General features: G+C 38.8%; 21 protein-coding genes. All 21 read left to right on the plus strand.

The window, feature by feature from the left end; all coding sequences use genetic code 11:
* Window positions 1–3: 3 nt before the first annotated feature.
* Window positions 4–4,251: a PolC-type DNA polymerase III gene (locus VIK44_RS00465; protein WP_331551855.1), complete on the plus strand. Its 4,248-nt coding sequence runs from the start codon at window positions 4–6 to the stop codon at window positions 4,249–4,251.
* A gap of 320 nt (window positions 4,252–4,571) precedes the next feature.
* On the plus strand, window positions 4,572–5,792 hold the full coding sequence (locus tag VIK44_RS00470) for a phosphotransferase (protein ID WP_331551856.1): 1,221 nt from the start codon (window positions 4,572–4,574) through the stop codon (window positions 5,790–5,792).
* Between the two features lie 35 nt (window positions 5,793–5,827).
* Window positions 5,828–6,820 carry a DMT family transporter gene (locus VIK44_RS00475; protein ID WP_331551857.1) on the plus strand — a complete coding sequence of 331 codons (993 nt, stop codon included), beginning with the start codon at window positions 5,828–5,830 and terminating at the stop codon, window positions 6,818–6,820.
* Window positions 6,821–6,840: 20 nt separating this feature from the next.
* Window positions 6,841–7,125 carry a hypothetical protein gene (locus VIK44_RS00480; RefSeq protein ID WP_331551858.1) on the plus strand — a complete coding sequence of 95 codons (285 nt, stop codon included), beginning with the start codon at window positions 6,841–6,843 and terminating at the stop codon, window positions 7,123–7,125.
* Between the two features lie 29 nt (window positions 7,126–7,154).
* On the plus strand, window positions 7,155–8,588 hold the full coding sequence (locus VIK44_RS00485) for a trimethylamine methyltransferase family protein (RefSeq protein WP_331551859.1): 1,434 nt from the start codon (window positions 7,155–7,157) through the stop codon (window positions 8,586–8,588).
* A 30-nt stretch (window positions 8,589–8,618) separates the two neighbouring features.
* A complete protein-coding gene (locus tag VIK44_RS00490; RefSeq protein WP_331551860.1) occupies window positions 8,619–9,242 on the plus strand; it encodes a corrinoid protein in 624 nt (207 codons plus the stop codon).
* Between the two features lie 15 nt (window positions 9,243–9,257).
* Window positions 9,258–10,055 (plus strand): methyltetrahydrofolate cobalamin methyltransferase, encoded by a 798-nt coding sequence (locus VIK44_RS00495; protein WP_331551861.1) that lies wholly within the window; start codon window positions 9,258–9,260, stop codon window positions 10,053–10,055.
* Window positions 10,056–10,327: 272 nt separating this feature from the next.
* Entirely contained in the window at window positions 10,328–11,179 is an 852-nt protein-coding gene (gene eutJ / locus VIK44_RS00500; protein WP_331551862.1) for an ethanolamine utilization protein EutJ, read from the plus strand.
* The gene (locus VIK44_RS00505; RefSeq protein ID WP_331551863.1) at window positions 11,169–11,471 is read left to right on the plus strand and encodes a BMC domain-containing protein; all 303 of its coding nucleotides are present in this window, start codon (window positions 11,169–11,171) and stop codon (window positions 11,469–11,471) included. Before eutJ ends, VIK44_RS00505 begins: the two co-directional genes overlap by 11 nt.
* Complete coding sequence (locus VIK44_RS00510) at window positions 11,471–11,758, plus strand: EutN/CcmL family microcompartment protein (RefSeq protein ID WP_331551864.1); 288 nt, start codon at window positions 11,471–11,473, stop codon at window positions 11,756–11,758. Before VIK44_RS00505 ends, VIK44_RS00510 begins: the two co-directional genes overlap by 1 nt.
* Window positions 11,751–13,076 carry a 4Fe-4S dicluster domain-containing protein gene (locus VIK44_RS00515; protein WP_331551865.1) on the plus strand — a complete coding sequence of 442 codons (1,326 nt, stop codon included), beginning with the start codon at window positions 11,751–11,753 and terminating at the stop codon, window positions 13,074–13,076. Before VIK44_RS00510 ends, VIK44_RS00515 begins: the two co-directional genes overlap by 8 nt.
* A 12-nt stretch (window positions 13,077–13,088) precedes the next feature.
* Window positions 13,089–13,637, plus strand: a complete 549-nt coding sequence (locus VIK44_RS00520) for a BMC domain-containing protein (RefSeq protein ID WP_331551866.1) — start codon at window positions 13,089–13,091, stop codon at window positions 13,635–13,637.
* Window positions 13,638–13,651: 14 nt separating this feature from the next.
* A complete protein-coding gene (locus VIK44_RS00525; RefSeq protein WP_331551867.1) occupies window positions 13,652–14,155 on the plus strand; it encodes a cupin domain-containing protein in 504 nt (167 codons plus the stop codon).
* A gap of 168 nt (window positions 14,156–14,323) precedes the next feature.
* Window positions 14,324–14,671, plus strand: coding sequence for a BMC domain-containing protein (locus VIK44_RS00530; protein ID WP_414637032.1), 348 nt, complete (start codon window positions 14,324–14,326; stop codon window positions 14,669–14,671).
* Between the two features lie 10 nt (window positions 14,672–14,681).
* Complete coding sequence (locus VIK44_RS00535; protein WP_331551869.1) at window positions 14,682–15,116, plus strand: EutP/PduV family microcompartment system protein; 435 nt, start codon at window positions 14,682–14,684, stop codon at window positions 15,114–15,116.
* 8 nt (window positions 15,117–15,124) lie between these two features.
* Window positions 15,125–15,703 carry an ANTAR domain-containing response regulator gene (locus VIK44_RS00540; RefSeq protein ID WP_331551870.1) on the plus strand — a complete coding sequence of 193 codons (579 nt, stop codon included), beginning with the start codon at window positions 15,125–15,127 and terminating at the stop codon, window positions 15,701–15,703.
* A gap of 4 nt (window positions 15,704–15,707) precedes the next feature.
* Window positions 15,708–17,186, plus strand: coding sequence for a histidine kinase N-terminal domain-containing protein (locus VIK44_RS00545; protein WP_331551871.1), 1,479 nt, complete (start codon window positions 15,708–15,710; stop codon window positions 17,184–17,186).
* A 243-nt stretch (window positions 17,187–17,429) separates the two neighbouring features.
* A complete protein-coding gene (gene eutA / locus VIK44_RS00550) occupies window positions 17,430–18,869 on the plus strand; it encodes an ethanolamine ammonia-lyase reactivating factor EutA (protein ID WP_331551872.1) in 1,440 nt (479 codons plus the stop codon).
* A gap of 149 nt (window positions 18,870–19,018) precedes the next feature.
* A complete protein-coding gene (eutB, locus tag VIK44_RS00555; RefSeq protein ID WP_331551873.1) occupies window positions 19,019–20,386 on the plus strand; it encodes an ethanolamine ammonia-lyase subunit EutB in 1,368 nt (455 codons plus the stop codon).
* 19 nt (window positions 20,387–20,405) lie between these two features.
* Window positions 20,406–21,308 carry an ethanolamine ammonia-lyase subunit EutC gene (gene eutC / locus VIK44_RS00560; protein WP_331551874.1) on the plus strand — a complete coding sequence of 301 codons (903 nt, stop codon included), beginning with the start codon at window positions 20,406–20,408 and terminating at the stop codon, window positions 21,306–21,308.
* A 21-nt stretch (window positions 21,309–21,329) separates the two neighbouring features.
* Entirely contained in the window at window positions 21,330–21,986 is a 657-nt protein-coding gene (gene eutL / locus VIK44_RS00565) for an ethanolamine utilization microcompartment protein EutL (RefSeq protein WP_331551875.1), read from the plus strand.
* The last annotated feature ends 2 nt before the right edge of the window (window positions 21,987–21,988 follow it).

Consider the following 21,988-nt stretch of genomic DNA (forward strand, 5'->3'; position numbering starts at 1 on the left):
CCCTTGAGTATAATAACCCAACGCCAAGAGCGTTATCAAAAAATTATTGATGAATATCGATTAATAACGGATAGCATAAAAATCAATTCCGCCCAGGGGGAATTGATTTTTAAGTTTTCATGCCCTAAAAAAGAAACCAATTCAGAGATCATAGAAACCGAACTGGGAAAGATTTTCGACTATGTGGACGACCTGAAAATTGAGGTTGCCCCGCAAATTTATCCCAGCGGTGAAGCCCTTCTGCTTGCCGATGGTCCGGGAGTTACTCAGCTTTTAACCACTATTAACACAAAGGTTACCAATATTCTTTTAATTAATACCATGGTGGCAGAAGGCAATACATTTTACGTCAGGGGGCGTTCAACCGGAACCCTGGATGGCGAAGCCCTGGACATCTTTAAAAATCGTTTTAAACGCCTGGTTTCAGAACACTATGGTTTGGAATCAAACCTGGTGGTTCGTTTTTCAGATAATGAGGCCGTAGCCGAAAAAGGGGAAGAGGATTTACAAAAGCGTCTGGCAGCCATTAAACCGGTGGCCGAGAAAACCGATCCGAAAAAGAATCTTCCCAAAGCAGAAAAGCCCGGAGATGTGGTTCTGGGAAAGAAAATCACCAAACCAATTCTGCCTTTAAGCGAAATTGATTTTACGGATAACGGCCACTCCGAAGGCGGAACCTTTGTTTTTAAGGGCTGGGTTTTTGGAATCAATAATCGACCTTTAAAAAATAAAAAAACCCTTTTAACCTTTAACATTACCGATAACACCGGAAGTATTTCCTGTAAAATATTTACGGATAAAGAAGAAGTGGTGAACGGCATCCAAAACGACAGCTGGTACCTTATCGAAGGGAAAATCAACTATGATGAATATTCCCAGGAACTGCTTCTTCACCCGCGCAACATTAACCTTTCCCGGGAAATCATCCGCACCGATGATGCCCCGGAGAAACGCATTGAGCTCCACATTCACAGTCAATTCAGTGCCATGGATGCAGTGAGCAAAGTTGAAAAAATCATGAAACAGGCCTCTGATTTCGGTCATGACACCATTGGCATTACCGACCACGGGGTTTTACAGGCCTACCCTGAAATGATGGAGTTGGGAAAAAAGAAAAACATTAAGGTTCTTTACGGCGTTGAAGGCTATCTGGTAGAAGATCAGCTTAATATGGTATTTGGAGAACAGGATGAAGCATTTGACCGTGACTTTATTTTCTTTGATTTGGAAACAACCGGACTGATTCCCGGAAACCATAAAATCATTGAAATTGCAGCCGTTAAAATCAGAAACAAACAGATCATTGACAGCTATACAAAACTGGTGAATCCCCATTGTGAAATTCCGGCATTCATTACCAATCTTACCGGAATTACCAACCAGATGGTTGCCGAAGGCATTGAAGAAGACCATGCCCTTAAAGGCTTTCTCGATTTCGCCGGGGAGTCTGTTTTAGTCGCCCATAATGCCCCCTTTGATATGAGTTTCCTGACCAAAGCCTTAAAAGACCATGACATGGTTAGGGAATTCACGGCAGTGGATACCCTGGCCATGGCCAGATGTCTTTTAACCCAGATCAATAAACATAATCTGAAGAAACTCTGCAGTTTTTTTAAAATTGATATGGGAAATCACCATCGCGCCCTTGACGATGCCGCAGCATCTGCCAAGGTTTTTGTAAAGCTACTTGATCTGGCCGAAAAAAAGGGATGCACTTCCATCCAGAGCCTGAATACCCTATCCACTAGAGAGCGAAGTATTCGGATTAACAATACCAACCATATTATCATTTATGCAAAAAACCAGGCAGGGATTAAGGATCTTTATCGACTGGTATCCGAATCCCATTTAAATTATTTTTACAAAAAGCCGCGAATTCCAAAATCCCTATTGGCAGAAAGCAGAAAGAATCTCATCATCGGTTCAGCATGTGAAGCCGGGGAATTGTTCACCGCATTTGTCAACAATAAATCAAACAGCGAGCTGGTCCAAATCGCAAATTTCTACGATTATCTGGAAATTCAGCCTTTGGGAAATAACCAGTATCTCATTGATAAAAACAGCATTCCCGATCAGGCAGCCCTGATTGAAATTAACAAAGGCATCATTGCATTGGGAAAAAGCCTGAACAAACTGGTGGTTGCCACCGGTGATGTTCACTTTGTCAACAAAGAGGATTCCCTTTATCGTGAAATTCTGTTTTCCGGACAGGGCTATAAGGACGCCCACAAACAACCCCCCTTATTTTACCGGACCACCGATGAAATGCTGGCAGAATTCACGTATCTGGATGAGGCCACTGCCAGGGAAGTGGTTATCGAAAATCCGCGCAGAATTGCTGATATGATGGATTCGGTAATGCCCATTCCCGATGGCACCTATCCTCCCATTATTGAAGGATCAGACGATGAAATCAGAGAAATGGTTGAAAGCCAGGCCAAAGAGCTGTTCGGTCACCCCTTACCCGAGCTTGTGGAAAAGCGGATAAAAAAAGAACTGGATTCCATTATCGGCAACGGCTATTCCGTGCTTTATCTGATCGCCCAGAAATTAGTCCACCATTCCATGGAAGACGGCTATTTAGTGGGTTCCCGGGGGTCGGTTGGGTCTTCTTTTGTGGCCACCCTCTGCGGCATCACCGAGGTGAATCCCCTGGCCCCCCATTACCGCTGTCCCAAGTGCAAACACTCCGAATTTTTTGACAGCAACGAAGTCGGCGTGGGTCCGGATCTAAAAGAAGCTAACTGTCCCCAGTGCAACACCAAAATGGAAAAAGACGGATTTGATATTCCCTTTGAAACCTTTCTGGGCTTTGAAGGCGATAAAGAACCGGATATTGACCTTAACTTTTCCGGCGATAATCAGGCCGAGGCCCACCGTTACACCGAGGTTCTTTTTGGCAAAGGAAAAGTATTTCGCGCCGGAACCATTTCAACCATTGCCGATAAAACCGCTTTTGGTTTTGTAAAAAATTATTATGATGAAAATGACATCAAAGTCCCAAGGGCCGAACTGGACCGGGTGATTAATTGCTGTACCGGCGTGAAAAAAACAACCGGCCAGCATCCCGGGGGGATTATGGTTGTTCCAACCTATAAGGATATTTATGATTTCTGTCCGGTGCAGCATCCGGCCGACGATACCGAAAGTGATACCATTACCACCCATTTCGCCTATGAATCCATCAGCGGCCGCCTTTTGAAACTCGATATTCTCGGGCATGATGATCCCACCATGCTTAAGATGCTAAAAGACTTCACCGGGGTTGATCCCGTAAAAATCCCGTTGGATGATGCAAAGACCATGAGTCTTTTCACCTCCACCAGGGCCCTGGAATTATCCGATGACGATTTTGAATCCCCACTGGGTGTTTGCGGCATTCCAGAGTTCGGTACCAGCTTTGTCCGGGAAATGCTCATGGATACCAAACCCACCGCCTTTTCAGACCTGATCCGGATTTCAGGACTATCCCATGGAACCGATGTCTGGCTTAACAACGCCCAGGAATTAATCAGAGACAAAAAAGCCACCATTAAAGAAGCCATCTGTACCCGTGATGATATTATGATTTATCTCATTTACGCCGGACTCGAAGCAAAAACCGCCTTTACCATTATGGAAGCGGTTCGAAAAGGAAAAGGATTGAAACCGGAATGGGAAGAAGCAATGAAAAAGAACAAAGTCCCGGGATGGTATATTGATTCCTGTAAAAAAATCAAGTACATGTTCCCCAAAGCCCATGCCGCCGCTTATGTAACCATGGCCTTTCGGATTGCCTGGTACAAAGTGTATTACCCCTTAGCCTACTACGCCACCTACTTCACGGTTCGTGCCAGCGAATTTGATGCCCAGCTTATCAGTCAGGGTAAAAGTCACGTGATGGATATGATGAATCATATCAGAGATGTTGGGAATAAGGCCTCCAATAAGGAAAAAAACCTTCTCACCGTTTTGGAAATTGCCCATGAAATGATGTGCCGGGGTTATACCTTTAAAAATGTGGACGTCTATGAATCAAACCATACCCAATTTCGTATTGTCGGAGATGCTTTGTTGCCACCTCTCAATGCCCTGGAAGGCATTGGTGATAAAGCCGCTCAGCGGATTTTTGAAGAAGCCCAGATCCGCCCGTATATGTCCCGGGAGGATTTACAGGTTCGAACAAAAATAGGCAAGTCAATCATCGAAACCCTGGAAAAACAAGGCTGCCTCAACCAGCTGCCGGCCTCGAATCAGATTGCGTTTTTTTAGGTATTGGAACCTCAGGCGATTGATAATCGCCTCTTGTATAATATTATCAGCGTTTGAATTATTAGCACGGTGTGCTTCTAATCCAAACGTTTTTTTTATTTCGAAGACGAGAGGACTCGTTTCAACTGCATTGACTTTTCCTGTTTTATTGCCAGAGTAAGAGAGCTGAAAAACGATAAGTCAATGGAAAGTTTATTAAAAATTAAAAATAACAGGATATTACCAAAGCAAACAAGAAATTTTATTTAAATAAGAGTCAGGTTTATATATACTGTAAAGCAAGTAGTCGATTACAATTAATTAACAAAGGGGAGTACAAAATGAAGATGGACACGTCGAAAATGTTGGAGTTCAAACCAAAAACATCAGAACAACTGTATCTTATGTATACTCAGATTAAGGAAATCAGTACCGGGGTCACAAATCTTCAGGAAGATCTGGATAAGTTATTTTTAAGAAAACGGGTCATTGAAATTGTTGAAAATGAATACGATTTTGGAAAAGTCGTTGAAGTATTCGAAATTTTCGGTGGTTATGTCAATCGAAGTTTTGGCATTCGAGTGGAAAAGAATGGTGAGATCCAGGAACTATTTATCAGAAAATATAAGAGTGGGGTTCAGGCAAAGGAAATTGAGTTTGAACATGAACTCATAACTTTTGCAAAAGAACACGGATTGGACATAGCCGCAGGCATCATTCCCGCCGCTGATGGCAGGGGTTTTATCAAAGTTGAAAACCCGATCATAAACGGAGAAGATAATAATATTGAATACTATGCAGTTTACGATTATTTAGAGGGGGAAGATAAGTACACCTGGCTTACACCCTATTGTACAGATAAAGAATTTGCCAGTATGGCAGAGGTCATGGCAACCTTCCACAATGCAACGAGGGATTTTGATCCTAAGGGATTGGAACGTGTTGAACTAAAAATTTTGGATTTTGTGGATACACTGCCAAACATATTTAAAGAGTATGCAGCCAAAGACTGCGATAATATTTACCATGAATTTTTCAATAAAAAACTTAATGCTATTATTGAGGTTATTGAAAAAAATAAGATCGATAAAGACCTGGCTGGAAAAATGCCCTATAACCCTACCCATAATGATTATCACCCAGGAAATGTGAAATTCAGAGACGAACAGGTTGTAGGAATATTCGATTTTGACTGGTCGAAAATTGAACTCAGACTTTTTGATGTTTGTCTGGGAATGGTTTACACCTGCTGTTACTGGGAGGATAAAGAAGAGGATAAGCTGCGTTTGGATAAGTGTGAAATATTCTTAAATGCTTACGAACAGCGGATGCATGAGCTTAAAGGATTAACAGGCTTTACCAAAGAAGAAAAAGCCTCAATGAAAAATATGATGGCCTTTGCCAATATGTATCTGATTAACTGGTGTGCGGATGCTTACTACAACGATATGGAAGAGCTCAATGATTATGAATATCTTGCCTATTTAAAACACCAAATCAAGTTAATGGATTGGATCGAAGATAACGAAGAAGCAATTCAAGAAATGGTCAGTAAACTCTAGTATATAGTAATTTAAATTTTGAAAGGTGGATTTTTATGAACACTACTGAACGTTTAGAAAAACAGGAAATAGGCCATGCAAAACGAGGGCTATTATTTGGAGTGGTTTCCGGTGCTTCCTGGGGATTAAGTGGAGTAATCATGAGCATTGCTTTCGGAATGGCCCCATTTACTGATGGTGTCAGTCTACTCTTGGCACCGATTGTCGGGGCGGCAATGCATGATGGTTTTGCAGGATTATGGGTTTTTTTCTATAATTTATTCAATGGTAAATGGCGGGAATACGGTCGTACCATAAGAACAAAACCTGGGATGCTGGTATGTTTGGCCGCTTGTTTCGGAGGACCAATCGGAATGTCCGGTTATATGCTGGGGATCACCCTTGCCGGGCCATCCTACGCACTTGCAATTACCGCAATATATCCTGCAATTGGCGCCGTACTCTCCGTTATCATTCTTAAGGAAAAGATCGGTATCAGAACATGGATCGGTATTTTACTTTCAATTACTGGGGTTATGATCGTAAGCTGGGTTCCGCCTGCTGCAGGGATGTATCCATATTTCTATGCTGGAATCGGACTTGCCTGTTTAGCAGCCATCGGCTGGGGAACAGAAGGCGTTATCTCAGGATTTGGTATGGATATGGTAGATCCAGAAGTTGCTGTGGGAATTCGTGAAGCAGCCTCATTTAGTGTATATCTTGTGGCAGTCCTTCCCATCATGTTTGGAGTCGTTGGATATCAAATGATTGCAGCAGCATTTACAACTACAAGTGTTTGGATCATCATTGTCGCCGCACTTTTAGGCGGCGGTTCTTACATCTGCTGGTATAAGGCAATCAATATGACCGGGGCTTCAAGAGCAATGGCATTAAACATTACCTATGCTTTATGGTCAGTATTCTTTGGCTGGTTGTTAATTGGAACAGTAATCACACCCAATCTTATCATTGGTGGTCTCGTAATAACTTGTGGAGCCATTTTAGTAGGAGCGAACCCAAAAGAATTAATCAATTTAAGAAGTAAATAAAGCATATGGAGGTATGAAAAATGGCGATTAAGCTTCCCCTGCGCTTCAGAATCCTTTATCTGATGTCAACAAAAAAAGATAGTGTGAACTCTGAAGATATTATGAAGGAACTTGAGAATGATTACGGAAAAGAAAGACAATTCAAGAAAAAAGCCATGGACAATCATTTATTATCCATGCGAGCTTTGGGATTAATTGAAATTTCAGAAGTGAGCATTGATAAAAATGATGAGCTTATCGAAAATTATAAAATTTCAGAATCAGGTATCGGCCGACTGAAATATTTACCGAAAGCATATAAATAAAAAATTTAACTTACTTGGAGGAACAATCAATGAAATTTATGGATTATTATACAGAAGCAGAAGTAAAGCGGATTCATGAAGCATCCCTGGATATTTTAGAAAATACAGGATTAAGCGTGAGAAATGAAAAAGCCAGAGAAATTTTCAAAAAGGCTGGCTGTTCTGTTGATGAAACAACCCACCTTGTGAAAATTCCCGGAAAAATCGTGGAAGAATGTCGGAAGTCTTATGTTCCCAAATATGTATTTACAGCGCAGGATCCCAAATATGATATTGTATTGCCTGATAATCGTCCGGTAGTCGTTACCGGAAGCTCTGCTCCCAATGTCATCGACCCTAAAACCGGGGAAGATCGTCGGGCAACTTCCTCGGATATTGCAAACATTGCAAATCTCATTAATGAACTTGATGGATTTGATGTCTTTTCCATTTCCACTCTGGCTCAGGATGCACCGAAAGGTCAAATCAGCGTTTCCCGGTTTTATCCAGCCCTGAAAAATTGCAAAAAACCGGTGCGAAGCAACACACCGACCATTAAAGATTTAGAAGATGTTCTGGAGATTGGAGAAATCATTGCCGGTGGTAAAGAAGCTTATTATGAAAGACCTTTTATTAACCACCACTATTGCCCGGTGGTTTCGCCACTCACCATGGATGTGGATTCCACAGACGCGGTGATTTATCTCACCGAAAAGGGATTACCTGTTTACGGAACCATTGTTCCCAATGCAGGAATGACATCCCCAATGTCCATGACTGGGACCTTAGTTTTAGGAAATGCTGAATTTTTAGCCCTTTCCACACTAATACAACTCATTCGTCCAGGAGCACCCATGATCTATGCCGTTTTATCAACGGTGGCAGATTTAAGAACAGGGAACTATGCACCAGGTGCCGTTGAAACAGGTATTTTACAAATGGCCCATTCCCAAATGGCCAGATATTATGGTGTGCCTTCAGGGGGATATATTGGTCTGACCAATTCCCAGATCAATGACGCCCAGTGCGGATACGAAACAGGCATTAATACCACCGGCGCCCTATTGGCCGGATCAGATCTTTTTAATATGGGCGGCCTATTGGGAAGCTTAATGGCCTTTGATTATTCCAAAGCAGTCATTGACAATGAAATAGCTTTGATGCTTAAACGGATGAAACGTGGTATGGAATTCAGCGAAGAAAACCTCTGCTTGGATCTCATCCATGAAGTTGGCCCGGGAGGAACCTATTTGGATCTCAAGCATACCCAAAAGAATATGCGGAAAATGGCGTTCTATCCTAAAGTTGCCACCAGAGAAATGCGTAAAAAATGGGAAAGCAACCGATTTACAGCAGAAGACAGAGCCTTCCAGGAAGTGAATAAAATTTTCAAAAAGTCTGAACAGAAAACATTTACAAAAGAGATCGATGAAAAAATCAGAAATAATTTCCCCGGCCTTGTTAAAGGCGATATGGTCTGGTAAAAATAAAATGAAATTTAAGGAGAAAAAATAATGAGTACACAAGCAATTTATGATGCAATTATGGAATTTGAAGATGACGATGTCGTTGAAGCGGTAAAAGAAGCCATTGAAGCGGGTGTGGACAGTCAGGTGATTCTTAATGAAGGTCTCATCGGTGCCATGGATGAAGTCGGCAGACTTTTTTCAATCGGTGATCTGTTTGTACCGGAAATGCTTATGGCGGCAAACGCCATGAAAGCAGGGATGAAAGTGATTAAACCATACCTCAAAGGGGATGATGGCGGACGAGGCCTTGTGGTTATTGGAACAGTAGAAGGAGATCTCCACGATATCGGTAAAAACCTTGTTTCCATGATGATGGAAAGTGCAGGCTTCGAAGTCATCGATCTCGGCATTGATGTACCGGCTGAAAAATTCATGAAGACAGCCAGAGATAATAAAGCCAATATTATTTGTTTGTCAGCACTGCTGACAACCACCATGACAACCATGGGGGAAACCGTGGAAGCCATTCGCAATTCTGATTTGAATGTAAAAACAATGGTTGGCGGGGCTCCGGTTACTCAGGAGTTTGCCAACGAAATCGGCGCTGATGGTTTTTCTGAAGATGCCGGGGAAGCTGTTGTACTGGCAAGAACCCTCATAGCTTCATAGACTGGAGAAAATCATATGATTATTGTAGGAGAACTAATTAACGCCAGCCGTAAATCGGTTGGCGAGGCCATTAAACAAAATGATGCGGCCTTTATTCAGAAGCTGGCCATTGACCAAACCGAAGCCGGAGCCACCTATATCGACGTCAATGCAGGAATATTTGTTGGCAAAGAAGGGGACTACATGGAGTGGCTCATCAAAAACATCAAAGAAGTCACTAAACTCCCATGCTCCATTGACAGTCCTGATCCCAAAGTCATTGAACGGGGAATCAAACTCAATGGAGAAGAGGCCATGGTTAATTCCATATCTCTGGAAAAGAAACGACTGGATACGATCTTACCGCTGATTGCAGGAACATCTCTAAAAGTTGTGGCATTGTGTATGAATGATCAGAAAATGCCGGAAACCAAAGAAGATCGTTTAAAAATCGCAGATATATTAATTAATCGGCTGATCCAAAATAATGTGAAGCTTGAAAATATCTATGTGGATCCTTTGGTTCAACCCATTTCCACAAATAACACCTTTGGTATGGGGTTTATTGATACCGTGGAAACCATCATGGAAAAATATAAAGGCATTCATACCATTTGCGGTTTATCAAATATCTCCTTTGGATTGCCTGAACGTAAATTTCTTAATCGGAATTTTGCAGTCATGGCCATTGCCAAAGGCCTGGATTCACTTCTGATTGACCCACTGGACAGGAAAATGATGTCCAGCATTTGCGCAGCAGAAACACTGGCAGGCCGAGACAGTTTTAATGTCAAGTACCTCAAAGCTTACCGAAAGAAAAAATTAGAAGTATAAAACCAGCCTCTTTGTGTATTATTCATAATAGACAAAGAGGTTTTTGTTTCAGTTGCTTTAAACGATTTATTTATTGTTCTGAATAATGAAGGTTGACAATATAAAATTAATTTGAGATAATGACTCAAAGATATATAATATAAATGCAACGAGGCATTTGTATAAAAGCGACGAAGCTTCCATGTGATTATCCAATAAAATGGGTAATGACGTGGAAGTTTTTTGTTTTTTATTTGTAAAGGATTGCAAAATAGAATGGAGGTTGAGAAGGAATGTATTTTTTTAAAGATTCTGATAAAATTACATCTGAATTTGTAAGTGCTCTTAAGAATCCAATAATACCCAAAAATAAAGAGCAGTTGTTTGTAGGAGTGGATCTGGGCACAGCCTATATCGTAATATGTGTATTGGACGAGAACAAAAAACCCATTGCTGGTGCATACCGATTTGCACAAGTTGTTAAAGATGGCTTAGTTCTGGATTATCTGGGAGCATTGAAAATTGTTAAACAACTGAAAAAAGAAATTGAAGACAAAATTGGTTGCGAATTGAAAAATGCAGCTGTAGCAATACCACCGGGTACAACAATTAATGATACAAGGTATCTTAAAAATGTAGTTGAAGGTGCTGGGTTTGAAGTGATTAATGTTGTAGATGAACCTACCGCTGCAAATGCAGTGCTGGGAATAAAGAATGGTGTTGTTGTGGACATAGGTGGTGGTACAACAGGCCTGGCCATAATAAAAGATGGAAAAATAGTTTCTGTTGCTGATGAACCTACCGGAGGAACCCAATGCACTTTAGTGATTGCAGGAAATTATAGAATTTCATTTGAAGAAGCAGAGATTATTAAGCAGGACCCACAAAAACAGGAAGAAGTTTCTGGATTGCTTAAGCCAGTAGCACAGAAAATAGCGTCAATAATCAAAAAGCACATTGAAAAGTATAATATTGATGGTATTTATTTAGTAGGAGGTACCAGCTGTCTTTTAAACATAGAAAAAGTAATAGAAAAGGACTTGAAAATTAAAACATATAAACCGAGAAACCCTCATTTTGTAACCCCCATAGGAATAGCAATGAATTGTATACAAGATAAAAATAGTGACCAATATGGATATTGAAATAATTAAGTCTCCTTCAGAAGGCGTTATAAAAATGCTGAAGAATCGATCACTTTCAAATGATTTTCTGGAAAGCAAGGAATTTGATACGGTAGGATTAATTCAGGGAAAACTTGTGGAAATGCTTGCTGCGACAGATATTGCCGAAAAAGCAGCAAATGTAAATGTTGTTGAAATAAAAGGGATATGTCCACAGCATTTTGCAATGATAGCAGTACTGGGTGATACAGCTTCAGTTAATGAAGCTGTGGAGCGTATTTTAAAAGAGTTCGATGAAAGGCGGAATATTTAATGAACATTGGACGGGTTGTAGACAGTATTTGGTGTACAAGAAAAGAAGATGGTTTAAGGGGTTTAAAGTTTCTTAAAGTAAAGCTATTAAATCGAGAAAAAGAATGTGAGGATGGTGAAATAGTTGTTGCCACTGATTTAATCGGAGCTGGAATCGGGGAACTGGTATTATTGACAAAAGGAAGCGCAGCAAGAAGGTCTAAAGGCCTGGAAAATTCACCGGTTGATTGTATTATTATCGGCATTATTGATGCAAAAACCGATGGAGAGGAGGATATGGATGAGTAGTGATTTTATAAATACCATTAAGGAAGCCGGTGTTGTCGGAGCAGGAGGCGCTGGTTTTCCCACACATGTGAAATTATCGGCGAAAGCCGAAGTTATTATTGTTAATGCGGCAGAGTGTGAACCGTTAATACGAGTTGATCAGGAATTACTGTTACACTTCACCAGGGATATTATAGAAGGATTAAACAGAATTATTCAAGAAACAGGCGCTAAAAAGGGCTACATTGCAATCAAAGCAAAACATTCTGAAGTGATCAATCGTTTAAAAGAACAATTAGAAAACAATAAAAATATCGAGATTTGTCTGTTAAAAGATTTTTATCCTGCCGGTGACGAACAAATAACAGTATATGAGGTTTTAAAAAGGATTGTACCTAAAGGTGGTATTCCCTTAAATGTAGGGTGTATCGTTTGCAATGTGGAAACAGTATTAAATATTAGTAATGCGAGCAAAGGTAAAAGGGTGACTTCCACATACGTGACCATTACCGGGGAAGTGAAAAAACCTGGTACATTTTGCATTCCCATAGGAATGAGCTATAAAGAAGCCTTAGAGTGTTGCGGTATCGAAAATTTAGATGAAAAAGTTGGAATTGACGGCGGACCAATGATGGGAAAGATTATATCTGATTTTAACATGTCAATAACGAAAACGACTAAAGCAATCATACTCTTAGATAAAAGCTGTTCACTAGTCAGAGAAAAAACTAAAAATATAGAACAGGTATTAAAACAGTCAAAGACCGCATGCATACAATGCCAAAAGTGTACAGATTTGTGTCCCAGGGATTTGCTTGGTCATAATGTTAAACCCCACATAGTAATGAGAATTGTAAACTATGGTTTATCTGATTTTTCTGGAATGAAAACAGCATTAGGTTGCTCTGAGTGTGGGGCCTGTGAATTGTACGCCTGTCCAAATGGGTTATCCCCAAGAAAAGTAAATGCAATGATTAAACAGGAGCTGACTGAATCAGGTATAAAGATTGATAAAGAAGGTGAAAAAAAACCGGTATCAGAAATGATTGAATATCGGAAAATACCGGTTAAAAGACTTGTTGAAAGGCTTGGGTTAAAAAAATATGACCTAAGTGCCCCATTAATGAGTTGTGATTACAATTTGAAAAAAGCAGTCATACCCCTGAAGCAACATATCGGAGGTCCTGCCAAGCCTATAGTGGAAAAAGGCATGATTGTCAATGAAGGGACACTCATTGGGGAAATGGAAGATGGAAAACTGGGCGCGAGTATTCACGCCAGTATTTCAGGAATGATCACAGATGTTTCAAAAGAATCGATAACCATTGAAAGAATATAAAGGAGGTAGAATATGTTAAATGCAATTGGTTTTATAGAACTTAACAGTATCGCAAAAGGCATTGAAGTAGCCGATCATATGCTGAAAATTGCAAATGTAAAACTTATGTTTTCAACAGCTACTTGTCCGGGAAAATACATAACATTCATATATGGGGACGTAGCCTCGGTGGAAAATTCAATTAAAGGTGCAAAACTTTTGGGTAACGAATTTATTATTGATGATTTAATGATACCAAACGTCGATGAGCAAATTTTTCCAGCCATAACCGGTTCCAGCAATATTGAGAAAATAGGCGCAATCGGTGTTATTGAAAGTCTGTCAATGGCGTCTTTAATTGTAGCAGCTGATACTTGTGTTAAAACATCAGCAGTACAGCTTGTTGAATTAAGGCTTGGTTCTGGAATAGGAGGTAAATCCTATTTAATAATGACAGGAGATGTTTCAGAGGTCAATGCATCCATTGAAGCTGGTGTAGAGATTATTAAAGAAAGTGGGAATTTAGTTTACTACACAGTGATCCCGTCACCACATGAAGACTTCAAGAAGACTTTATTATAGAAAGGACAATAACAGTGAATAAAAACGTTGAACAAATAGTTAAAGAGAGAGTTTTAGAATCAAACATTTCTGAAGAACTCATATCGCGTATTGTGGATGAAGTTATGGGAGAATTAAAAATAGAAGAACAACAATTGAATAAGGTTTGTGATCCTGAAGGGTTGAGACTCATACGAGGAAACAGTGTCGTATGTGAAAAATTCGATACCGGAAATCCTAAAGACAACGTTGTGTTTAAGGAAATATTAACGATTGATGAATGTCCAAACATGGCGACGGGATTTTTGGAAATTGAGAAATCATCCTTCGATTGGTATTTGGGTTATGATGAATTGGATTACATAATAGAGGGCACATTAAAAATAACGATTAATGAGAAAACATATACTGGTTATTCAGGGGATGTCTTTTATATTCCAAAGGATTCATCCGTAACATTCGGTTCCCCAGATCATTGTAAATTTTTCTTTACAGCATACCCTGCAAATTGGCAGGATTTTTGTGAAAAAAAGGAATAAGAAATACGTATAAAACTCATATCAGGAATAACCAGTAATTTAAGTTTTATGTTGAATGACAAATAAAATTTCAAATAAAGAATGTAATGTTTAAAGTGTTGACAAACAAATGATTATTTAATATGATAATAAAAGTTGGTAGCGCTTTAACCAATTAAGGAGAGTTCAATAATGAATGAAAAGGTTCAAAGAGTTATCCAGGAATACGTTCCAGGTAAGCAGGTTACGTTAGCGCATATTATTGTAAATCCTGATAATAGCATCTATAAAAAATTAGGATTGGATGAGAATCACAATTCTATTGGAATATTGACAATAACACCCAGTGAAGCTGCTATAATTGCAGCGGATGTTGCAGTAAAAGCTGGAGACGTTACGATAGGTTATGTTGATCGTTTTAACGGTTCTCTCGTGATCCTGGGTGATGTGGCGTCTGTGGAAGCATCTGTAGATAAGATTCTTAAAACATTGTCAAAGTTACAGGGGATGTCAATACCAATAGTAACTAGAACGTGAGGTTTTTACAATGAAAAAAGTAATGTTTATTGGTTCATCCGGGAGTGGTAAGACAACATTATTTCAAAGATTGGAGTCTTATAGGTTTGATTATGACAAAACTCAAGTAATAGAATTTCATAAAAACGTAATCGATACACCTGGAGAATATCTGGAAAACCGAGGGTACTATTCAGCTTTACAGGTCACATCCGTAGAGGCTGATGTTATTGCGCTGGTAATGGACTGCAAAAGCAGGCAAAATGTATTCCCACCAGGGTTCGCCAGAATGTTTACCAAACCGATCATTGGAATAGTAACTAAGATTGACCTGATACAGGATGAAGAAGATTATATTTATGCTGAAGAATCATTAAGATTATCAGGTGTTGACGAAATATTTAAAATTTCATCACTTAAAAATCAAAAAATCAAGGAGTTAAGAAAATTTCTTGAGTGGAGTTGAGGTTAATCATGAGAATTATCATTGTTGAAGATGAACCGATAACACGCATGGATATAAGGTGTATACTGGAAGATGCGGGATTTGAAGTTCTGGGTGAAGGGAAAGATGGCTTTGATGCAATAAATTTATGCAAAGAGCATCATCCGGATATGGTACTTATTGACATTAATATGCCTAATCTGGATGGGGTGAGTGCTGCTAAGATAATTCGCAGGGACAAACTTAGCAAGGGTGTCGTTTTCTTAACAGCATACTCCGACGATGCATACATTGAGGGTGCTAAAAAAGCCGGAGCTTTTGGTTACATCGTAAAACCCATAGATGAGAATAGATTGGTTCCGGCATTAAAGATTGCTTATGCTAAAGCGCTTGAGTCAGAAGATATTGAACAAAAACTTGATGAAGTGACAAAAAGATTAGAAGATCGTAAAATAATTGAAAAGGCTAAAGGTTTTTTAATGCAAACCCAGGGTCTTAATGAAGACGCAGCCTATAAAAAACTAAGAACACTAAGTATGGAGAAAAGTTGTTCACTCCGCGTAATCAGCGAAGTGTTGCTTTTATCAGCGGAAAAAGGCAAAGGGTGACAATATGACATATAATTGTGACCGAGAGTTTATCGTTAAGCAATGTAAAGAGTTTACACTTTTAAATAACGATGAAATAGAGGCGATCATCGATGTGGCAAAGATTCTTCCCTATTTTAACGATGGATTTGATTGCGAGACTTTTGTCGATATTAAGGTCCATGATGATGATCTTGCGGTTGTTGTTGCCGAATCATATAAAAAAAGAAAATCGATTTATATTGACTCATATATGGGACAGCTTATATATAGGGAGAATGAACCTGCTGTGTTTCGATCTTTTGATTTGGGTGTAACAACAAAAGATACGATTGGTGTGAGTTATGATAAAAATAAGAATAAAATTTGGACAAGACAAACCGTCGTCCCAATTATTCATAAAAATAATGTTGTAGCCACCTTAATACTGGAAAAAGTACTTGATTTGAATTCCTCAGTGGAACCGATTGTTTCGTTGCAGTCATTTCCTGATATTGAAAAAATAAATGAAATATTGATTTCAATTTTCGGATTTAACAGTGAAAATGAAGATTTGCAAATACGCGAGGGGATTTTAATATTTGATGCCAAAGGCCTTTTAAAATATTTCAATCAGCGTGCGATTAAAATATATCAGGAATTTGGATATAAATCCATAAAAAATCAGCATTTTGATAATCTGAACTATTCATCAAAGAATTTTGATGATATCATTTCGAATGTAAATGATTCATTTAATACCGAAAATCATAGTCATTTTGTAATTGAAAAGAGTTTCGAAGGAAAAGTTTCAGTTGGCAGCAAATTTTATAAAATACGAATATTCGTCCTTAAAAGAACAAATATCGATATTATTGTATTCATTGATGATATTACGGAAATACGAAAATTTGAAAATGAGGTAAACAGCTATTTGGTAGCCTCTCATGAAATACATCATCGTATTAAAAATAATCTTCAAACAGTAGCGTCTTTACTTAGGCTTCAAAGTCGGAGTTGCAGTGATAGTGCAGTTAAAGCCATATTAAGTGACAGTATCAATCGTATACTGAGTATAGCTGTTACACATGAACTTTTAGAAAAAAAAACGAACAACAAGGTGCCGGTAAAAGAAGTGCTTGACAAAATAAAACAAAATATGCTATCATACGGAATAACAGAGAATAAAAAGATTGAGATCTCTGTGAAGGGTACTGATTTTTATATTGACAGCGAAAAGTCGACGGTAGTCGCTTTAATCGTGAATGAGTTGATACAAAACTCACTCAAACATGCATTTCCTAATGGTTGCGGTGGTTGTATTGAAATTACGACTGCATGTGATGGAAAAATCAAAGTGGTAGATGTAAAAGATAATGGAATCGGTTACAATCCCGAACAGATAAAATCAAATAGTTTGGGTCTTACCATTGTGAAAACCTATGTTTATGAAAAACTGGCTGGTAAATTAGTCATTGAAACAGGAAATGAAGGCACAACGACTTCATTCGCATTTAAACTATAAATTGCGACGAAGCAATTTAATTAAGTGACGTAGCTTAAAGTTTGAATATCTTATTTTTAGATGTTTATATTTTTGGTTACGTTTTTTTATTGAACATAATTTAAATTATTACATTGCAACGAAGCAATGGTATTAGGCGACGCAGCTTAAGGTTTAAATATCTAACAGAGATATTTAAAATTTAAGCTGCGTCTTTTTTCGTGATTGTTTAAATTCATAAAGAAACCAGGAGGTGAATAATTTATGGAGAATTTTAAAAGACAAGAGATTCTTAGTGTTGGAATAGATATTGGAACATCAACGACGCAACTGATATTTTCTAAGATCCTTCTTGAAAATATGGCTTCGAGTTTTAACATCGCCCGGATTGAAATTATTGGAAAGAGAATCATCTACAAAAGTAAAATCTATTTTACCCCTCTGACTTCAGATGATCGTATTGATATGAATGAAGTCATGAAAATAATTGATGAAGAGTTTTGCAATGCGAACATTGAAAAAAAAGATATTAACATCGGTGCAGTTATTATTACAGGAGAAACAGCTCGAAGAGCTAATGCCAGTGAGGTTCTGCATAAACTGAGCGGTTATGCCGGTGATTTTGTAGTGGCAACGGCAGGTCCTGATTTAGAAAGTATCATTTCAGGTAAAGGTGCAGGTTCAGACAAGATTTCAAAAGAACAGAATACGGTTGTAGCAAACATTGATGTGGGAGGAGGAACGTCAAACATAGTCGTATTTGATCATGGAGATCCAATCAGCACAGGATGTCTTGATATTGGTGGTCGTTTAATTAAAATGGACGATCATGGGAAAATAATTTACATCAATGAAAAAATAAATCAAATAATTAAAACTGAGAAACTTGGTATTGAGTTGGGTCAAATGGCTGATGAAGAGAGTTTATCAAAATTGGCAAAAATAATGGTTCGTCAGCTTGAGACTATTGTTGGTATGAAAGCCAGGGATCAATACTACGAGTTGATGCTAACGGCAAAAGAGATGCCAATAAAGAAGCCCATCGATTGCATTACATTTTCTGGGGGTGTAGCAGATATTGTTTACCATTACGATGAAAACGAAGACATTTTCAAGTATCAGGATATTGGAATCATTTTAGGTCGTGAAATCCGTCAATCAGAACTGTTCACAAGATTAAAAGTGATGGAATCAGAAGAAACCATCAGAGCTACAGTAGTAGGCGCGGGTTCACACACCGCTGAAATTAGTGGGAGTACTGTTACCTATGACAAATCAGTTTTGCCTTTAAAAAACATTCCAGTTGTGAGAATACCTTTTAATGAAAATAGTGGTATTCCTGAAATTTCAGGTGAGATTGCAAAGCGTATTGAATGGTTTAAACTGGAAGGAGAATTTCAAAAAGTAGCGATTGGATTTAAAGGAATATGTTCACCAACTTTCAAACAAATAGAAGCCTGTGCTGAACAACTGATCAAAGGTTTGAATGGAATGATCAAACATAATTATCCCATAATAATTGTAGTTGAAGAGGATATAGCAAAAGTTTTAGGGCAAACAATTAAGCGGATTTTAGATAACAAACATCCGGTTATTTGTATTGACAGTATTTTAGTCAGTGATGGAGATTACATTGATATTGGAAATCCGATTGCCGGTGGGATGGTATTGCCGGTGGTTGTAAAAACTTTAATCTTTAAATAAGATCAGTTCAACTGTAAGGCTAAACTGATCAAAGGATAGATTACCGCAGACAAGATCATTTATCCTTTGATTAGTTAACTGAAAAGCTGAACGAATCAAAGTTTTGATTATCGCATACAGGATAATCTAAAAAAATAAGGAGTGAAAGCATGAAACTAAAAACCGTATTGTTTGGAAGAACCTATCAATTCAAAGACCTTAATGAAGTCCAGGCAAAAGCAAGTGAACAGAAGTCAGGCGATGAGCTGGCAGGTCTTGCTGCGACTTCGAAAGAAGAAAGAGCTGCTGCAAAAATTGTACTGGCTGATATGTTGTTATCAGATATTCGGGATCATCCGGCAGTTCCCTATGAAATTGACGATGTTACCCGAGTCATTCAGGATCAGGTCAATGAAGCAGTATACAAAGAAATAAGAAACTGGACGGTCGGAGAATTTCGCGACTTTTTAATGCAATACGCATCAACAGGACCGATTATTCAAAGAATCGCAACGGGTTTAACTTCAGAAATGATTGCCGCAGTAACAAAAATTATGTCTAATATGGATTTAATTTATGTTGCGAAAAAAATTGACAATGTTGCCACATGTGTTACGACCATAGGAAACCGAGGTATTGCAGCGAACAGAGCATTACCTAATCATCCAACAGATGACATCGATGCAATTTTTGCAGAACTTTATGAAGCACTTGCTTATGGTGTTGGGGATGCAATGCTTGGACTGAATCCGGTTCAGGATACGGTAGAATCAACAACATTCTTACTTCACAAATTATATGAATTTAGAATGAAATGGGAAATACCCACACAAAACTGTGTTCTTTCTCATATTACCACTCAAATGGCAGCACTTCGTAAGGGAGCACCCCTGGATATGATTTTTCAATCGATTGCAGGGACTCAAAAAGCAAATGAATCATTTGGTGTAACCACTGCATTACTGGATGAGGCCTATGATCTTGGGAAACGCGAGTGTATTTCCGGAGGGAAAAATATTATGTATTTTGAAACAGGAGAAGGTTCAGAACTTTCTGCTGACGCACATATGGGCGTTGATATGCTTACCCTCGAAGCACGTACTTATGGTTATGGCAGACATTATGATCCATTTTATGTCATGTCCGTAGTCGGATTTATTGGACCAGAGTATATTTATGATTCAGTACAACAATTACGTGCCGGACTGGAAGAACACTTCATGGGAACACTTTCATTATTCCCTATGGGCGTTGATGTATGTTACACCAATCATATGCCCGCAAGTCAAAATGATTCTGAAAATCTTGCGTTATTATTGGCCCATGCAGGGATGCCAGCATTTGTAACAGCACCAATGGGTGATGACATTATGCTGAATTATCAATTACTGGGTAATCATGATTGGCAAACACTTTTAGAGTTATCCGGAATGAGAAGAATACCTGAATTTGAAAAATGGTTGCAAAAAATGGAAATACTCGATGAAAACTGCAGATTTACAGAAAAAGCCGGCGATGCTTCAATTTTCTTAAAATAATAAGAAGGGGTGATATGAAATGTTAAACGAAGCTACTTTAAAAGATACAATTCGTGACATTATTAAAAATGTGATTAAGGAAGAATTAGCCGAAAGTGGAACACATTCTAATCAGGATGAATCGAAAGTTTCAGCAAAAACCGATAATACCGATGATGGCTATGTGGAAGATTTAACTGTACCAACGATGCAAGAAACGTTTTATGTGCCGAATCCATATGATCGAGACGGATATATGAAGATGAAGGAATCAACAACCGGTCGATTAGGAATTTGGAGAGCAGGTCCCAGACCTTTAACAAAAGTATATTTGAGATTTTTAGCAGACCATTCTGCTGCGCAAAATGCGGTATGGTCCGATGTTAATCCTGCTCTTATTAAAGAACTTGGATTTATTACACTTTCCACCATTGCAGTTGACAAAGCCGAGTATATCAAGAATCCAAACACTGGAAAAAAACTAACCGATGAAGCAGTAGAAATCGTCAAAAAAAATACGGTGAAGAATTTAAATGTTCAAATTGTTTTTGCTGATGGATTAAGTTCCCGTGCCATCGAGAAAAACGCAGCAGATTTTTTACCGGCTTTAGAGCAAGGGCTCAAATCATTGGGATTAAGTTATTCAACACCATTCTTTGTCACCAATGGTCGTGTCGCCATCGGTGATGAAATTGGAGCAATAACAGATGCGGATGTTATTGCAGTATTTGTTGGAGAAAGACCAGGTTTAAACTCTACCGGATCAATGGGCGCATATATTACATATAAACCCACAATGGGCATGGAAGAAGCCGGGAGAACAGTTATTTCCAACATCCATGCACTCGGAACAGTACCCGTTGAGGCCGGCGCCCAGATAGCCGAGCTTTGTCAAACAATGATCAAGTATAAAATGTCAGGCGTTGATTTGAAATTAGTATAGATTAGAAAGGAGCGTTAACCAGTGATAGGAGAAATTATACGTGCCAATGTAGTTTGTCAGAATGTAATTCCCAATGTAAGTGAAGATTTAGCCAGGGCGCTAAACCTTAAACCCCATCAAAGGAGTTTAGGTCTTATTACGGGGTCAATTGATGATGTTACTTTTATTGCACTTGATGAATCAACAAAAGCAGCAGATGTAGAGGTAGTATATGCAGAATGTGTTTTCTCGGCATTTGTTGGGAACTTTACAACATTTGCGGGAGAAGCTATCGGAATATTGGCAGGTGAAAATCCAGCTGAAGTGAAAAGCGGACTTGAATCGTGTGCGAATTATATTAAAAACGGTGCATTTTTCGTAAATGGAAATGATAATGGGGAATCAATATATTTAGCACATTGTATTTCAAGTACAGGCATTTATTTATCCGAAATGGCTGGTATACCTGTTGGAACGCCTCTGGCATATTGTATAGCTCCACCAATTGAGTCAATTTATGGTATTGATGCCGCTTTGAAAGCAGCCGATGTAAAAATTTGCAAGACATATCTGCCTCCTACAGCGACGTCGAATTTTGGCGGAGCGTTAATGACAGGATCTCAGTCAGCATGTAAAGCTGCCTGTGAGGCCTTTGCACAAGCGTGTCAGTATATTGCTAACAATCCAATAGTGGTATAAAA

This window comes from Acetobacterium sp. (genome assembly GCF_036508315.1).
Classification (GTDB): domain Bacteria; phylum Bacillota; class Clostridia; order Eubacteriales; family Eubacteriaceae; genus Acetobacterium.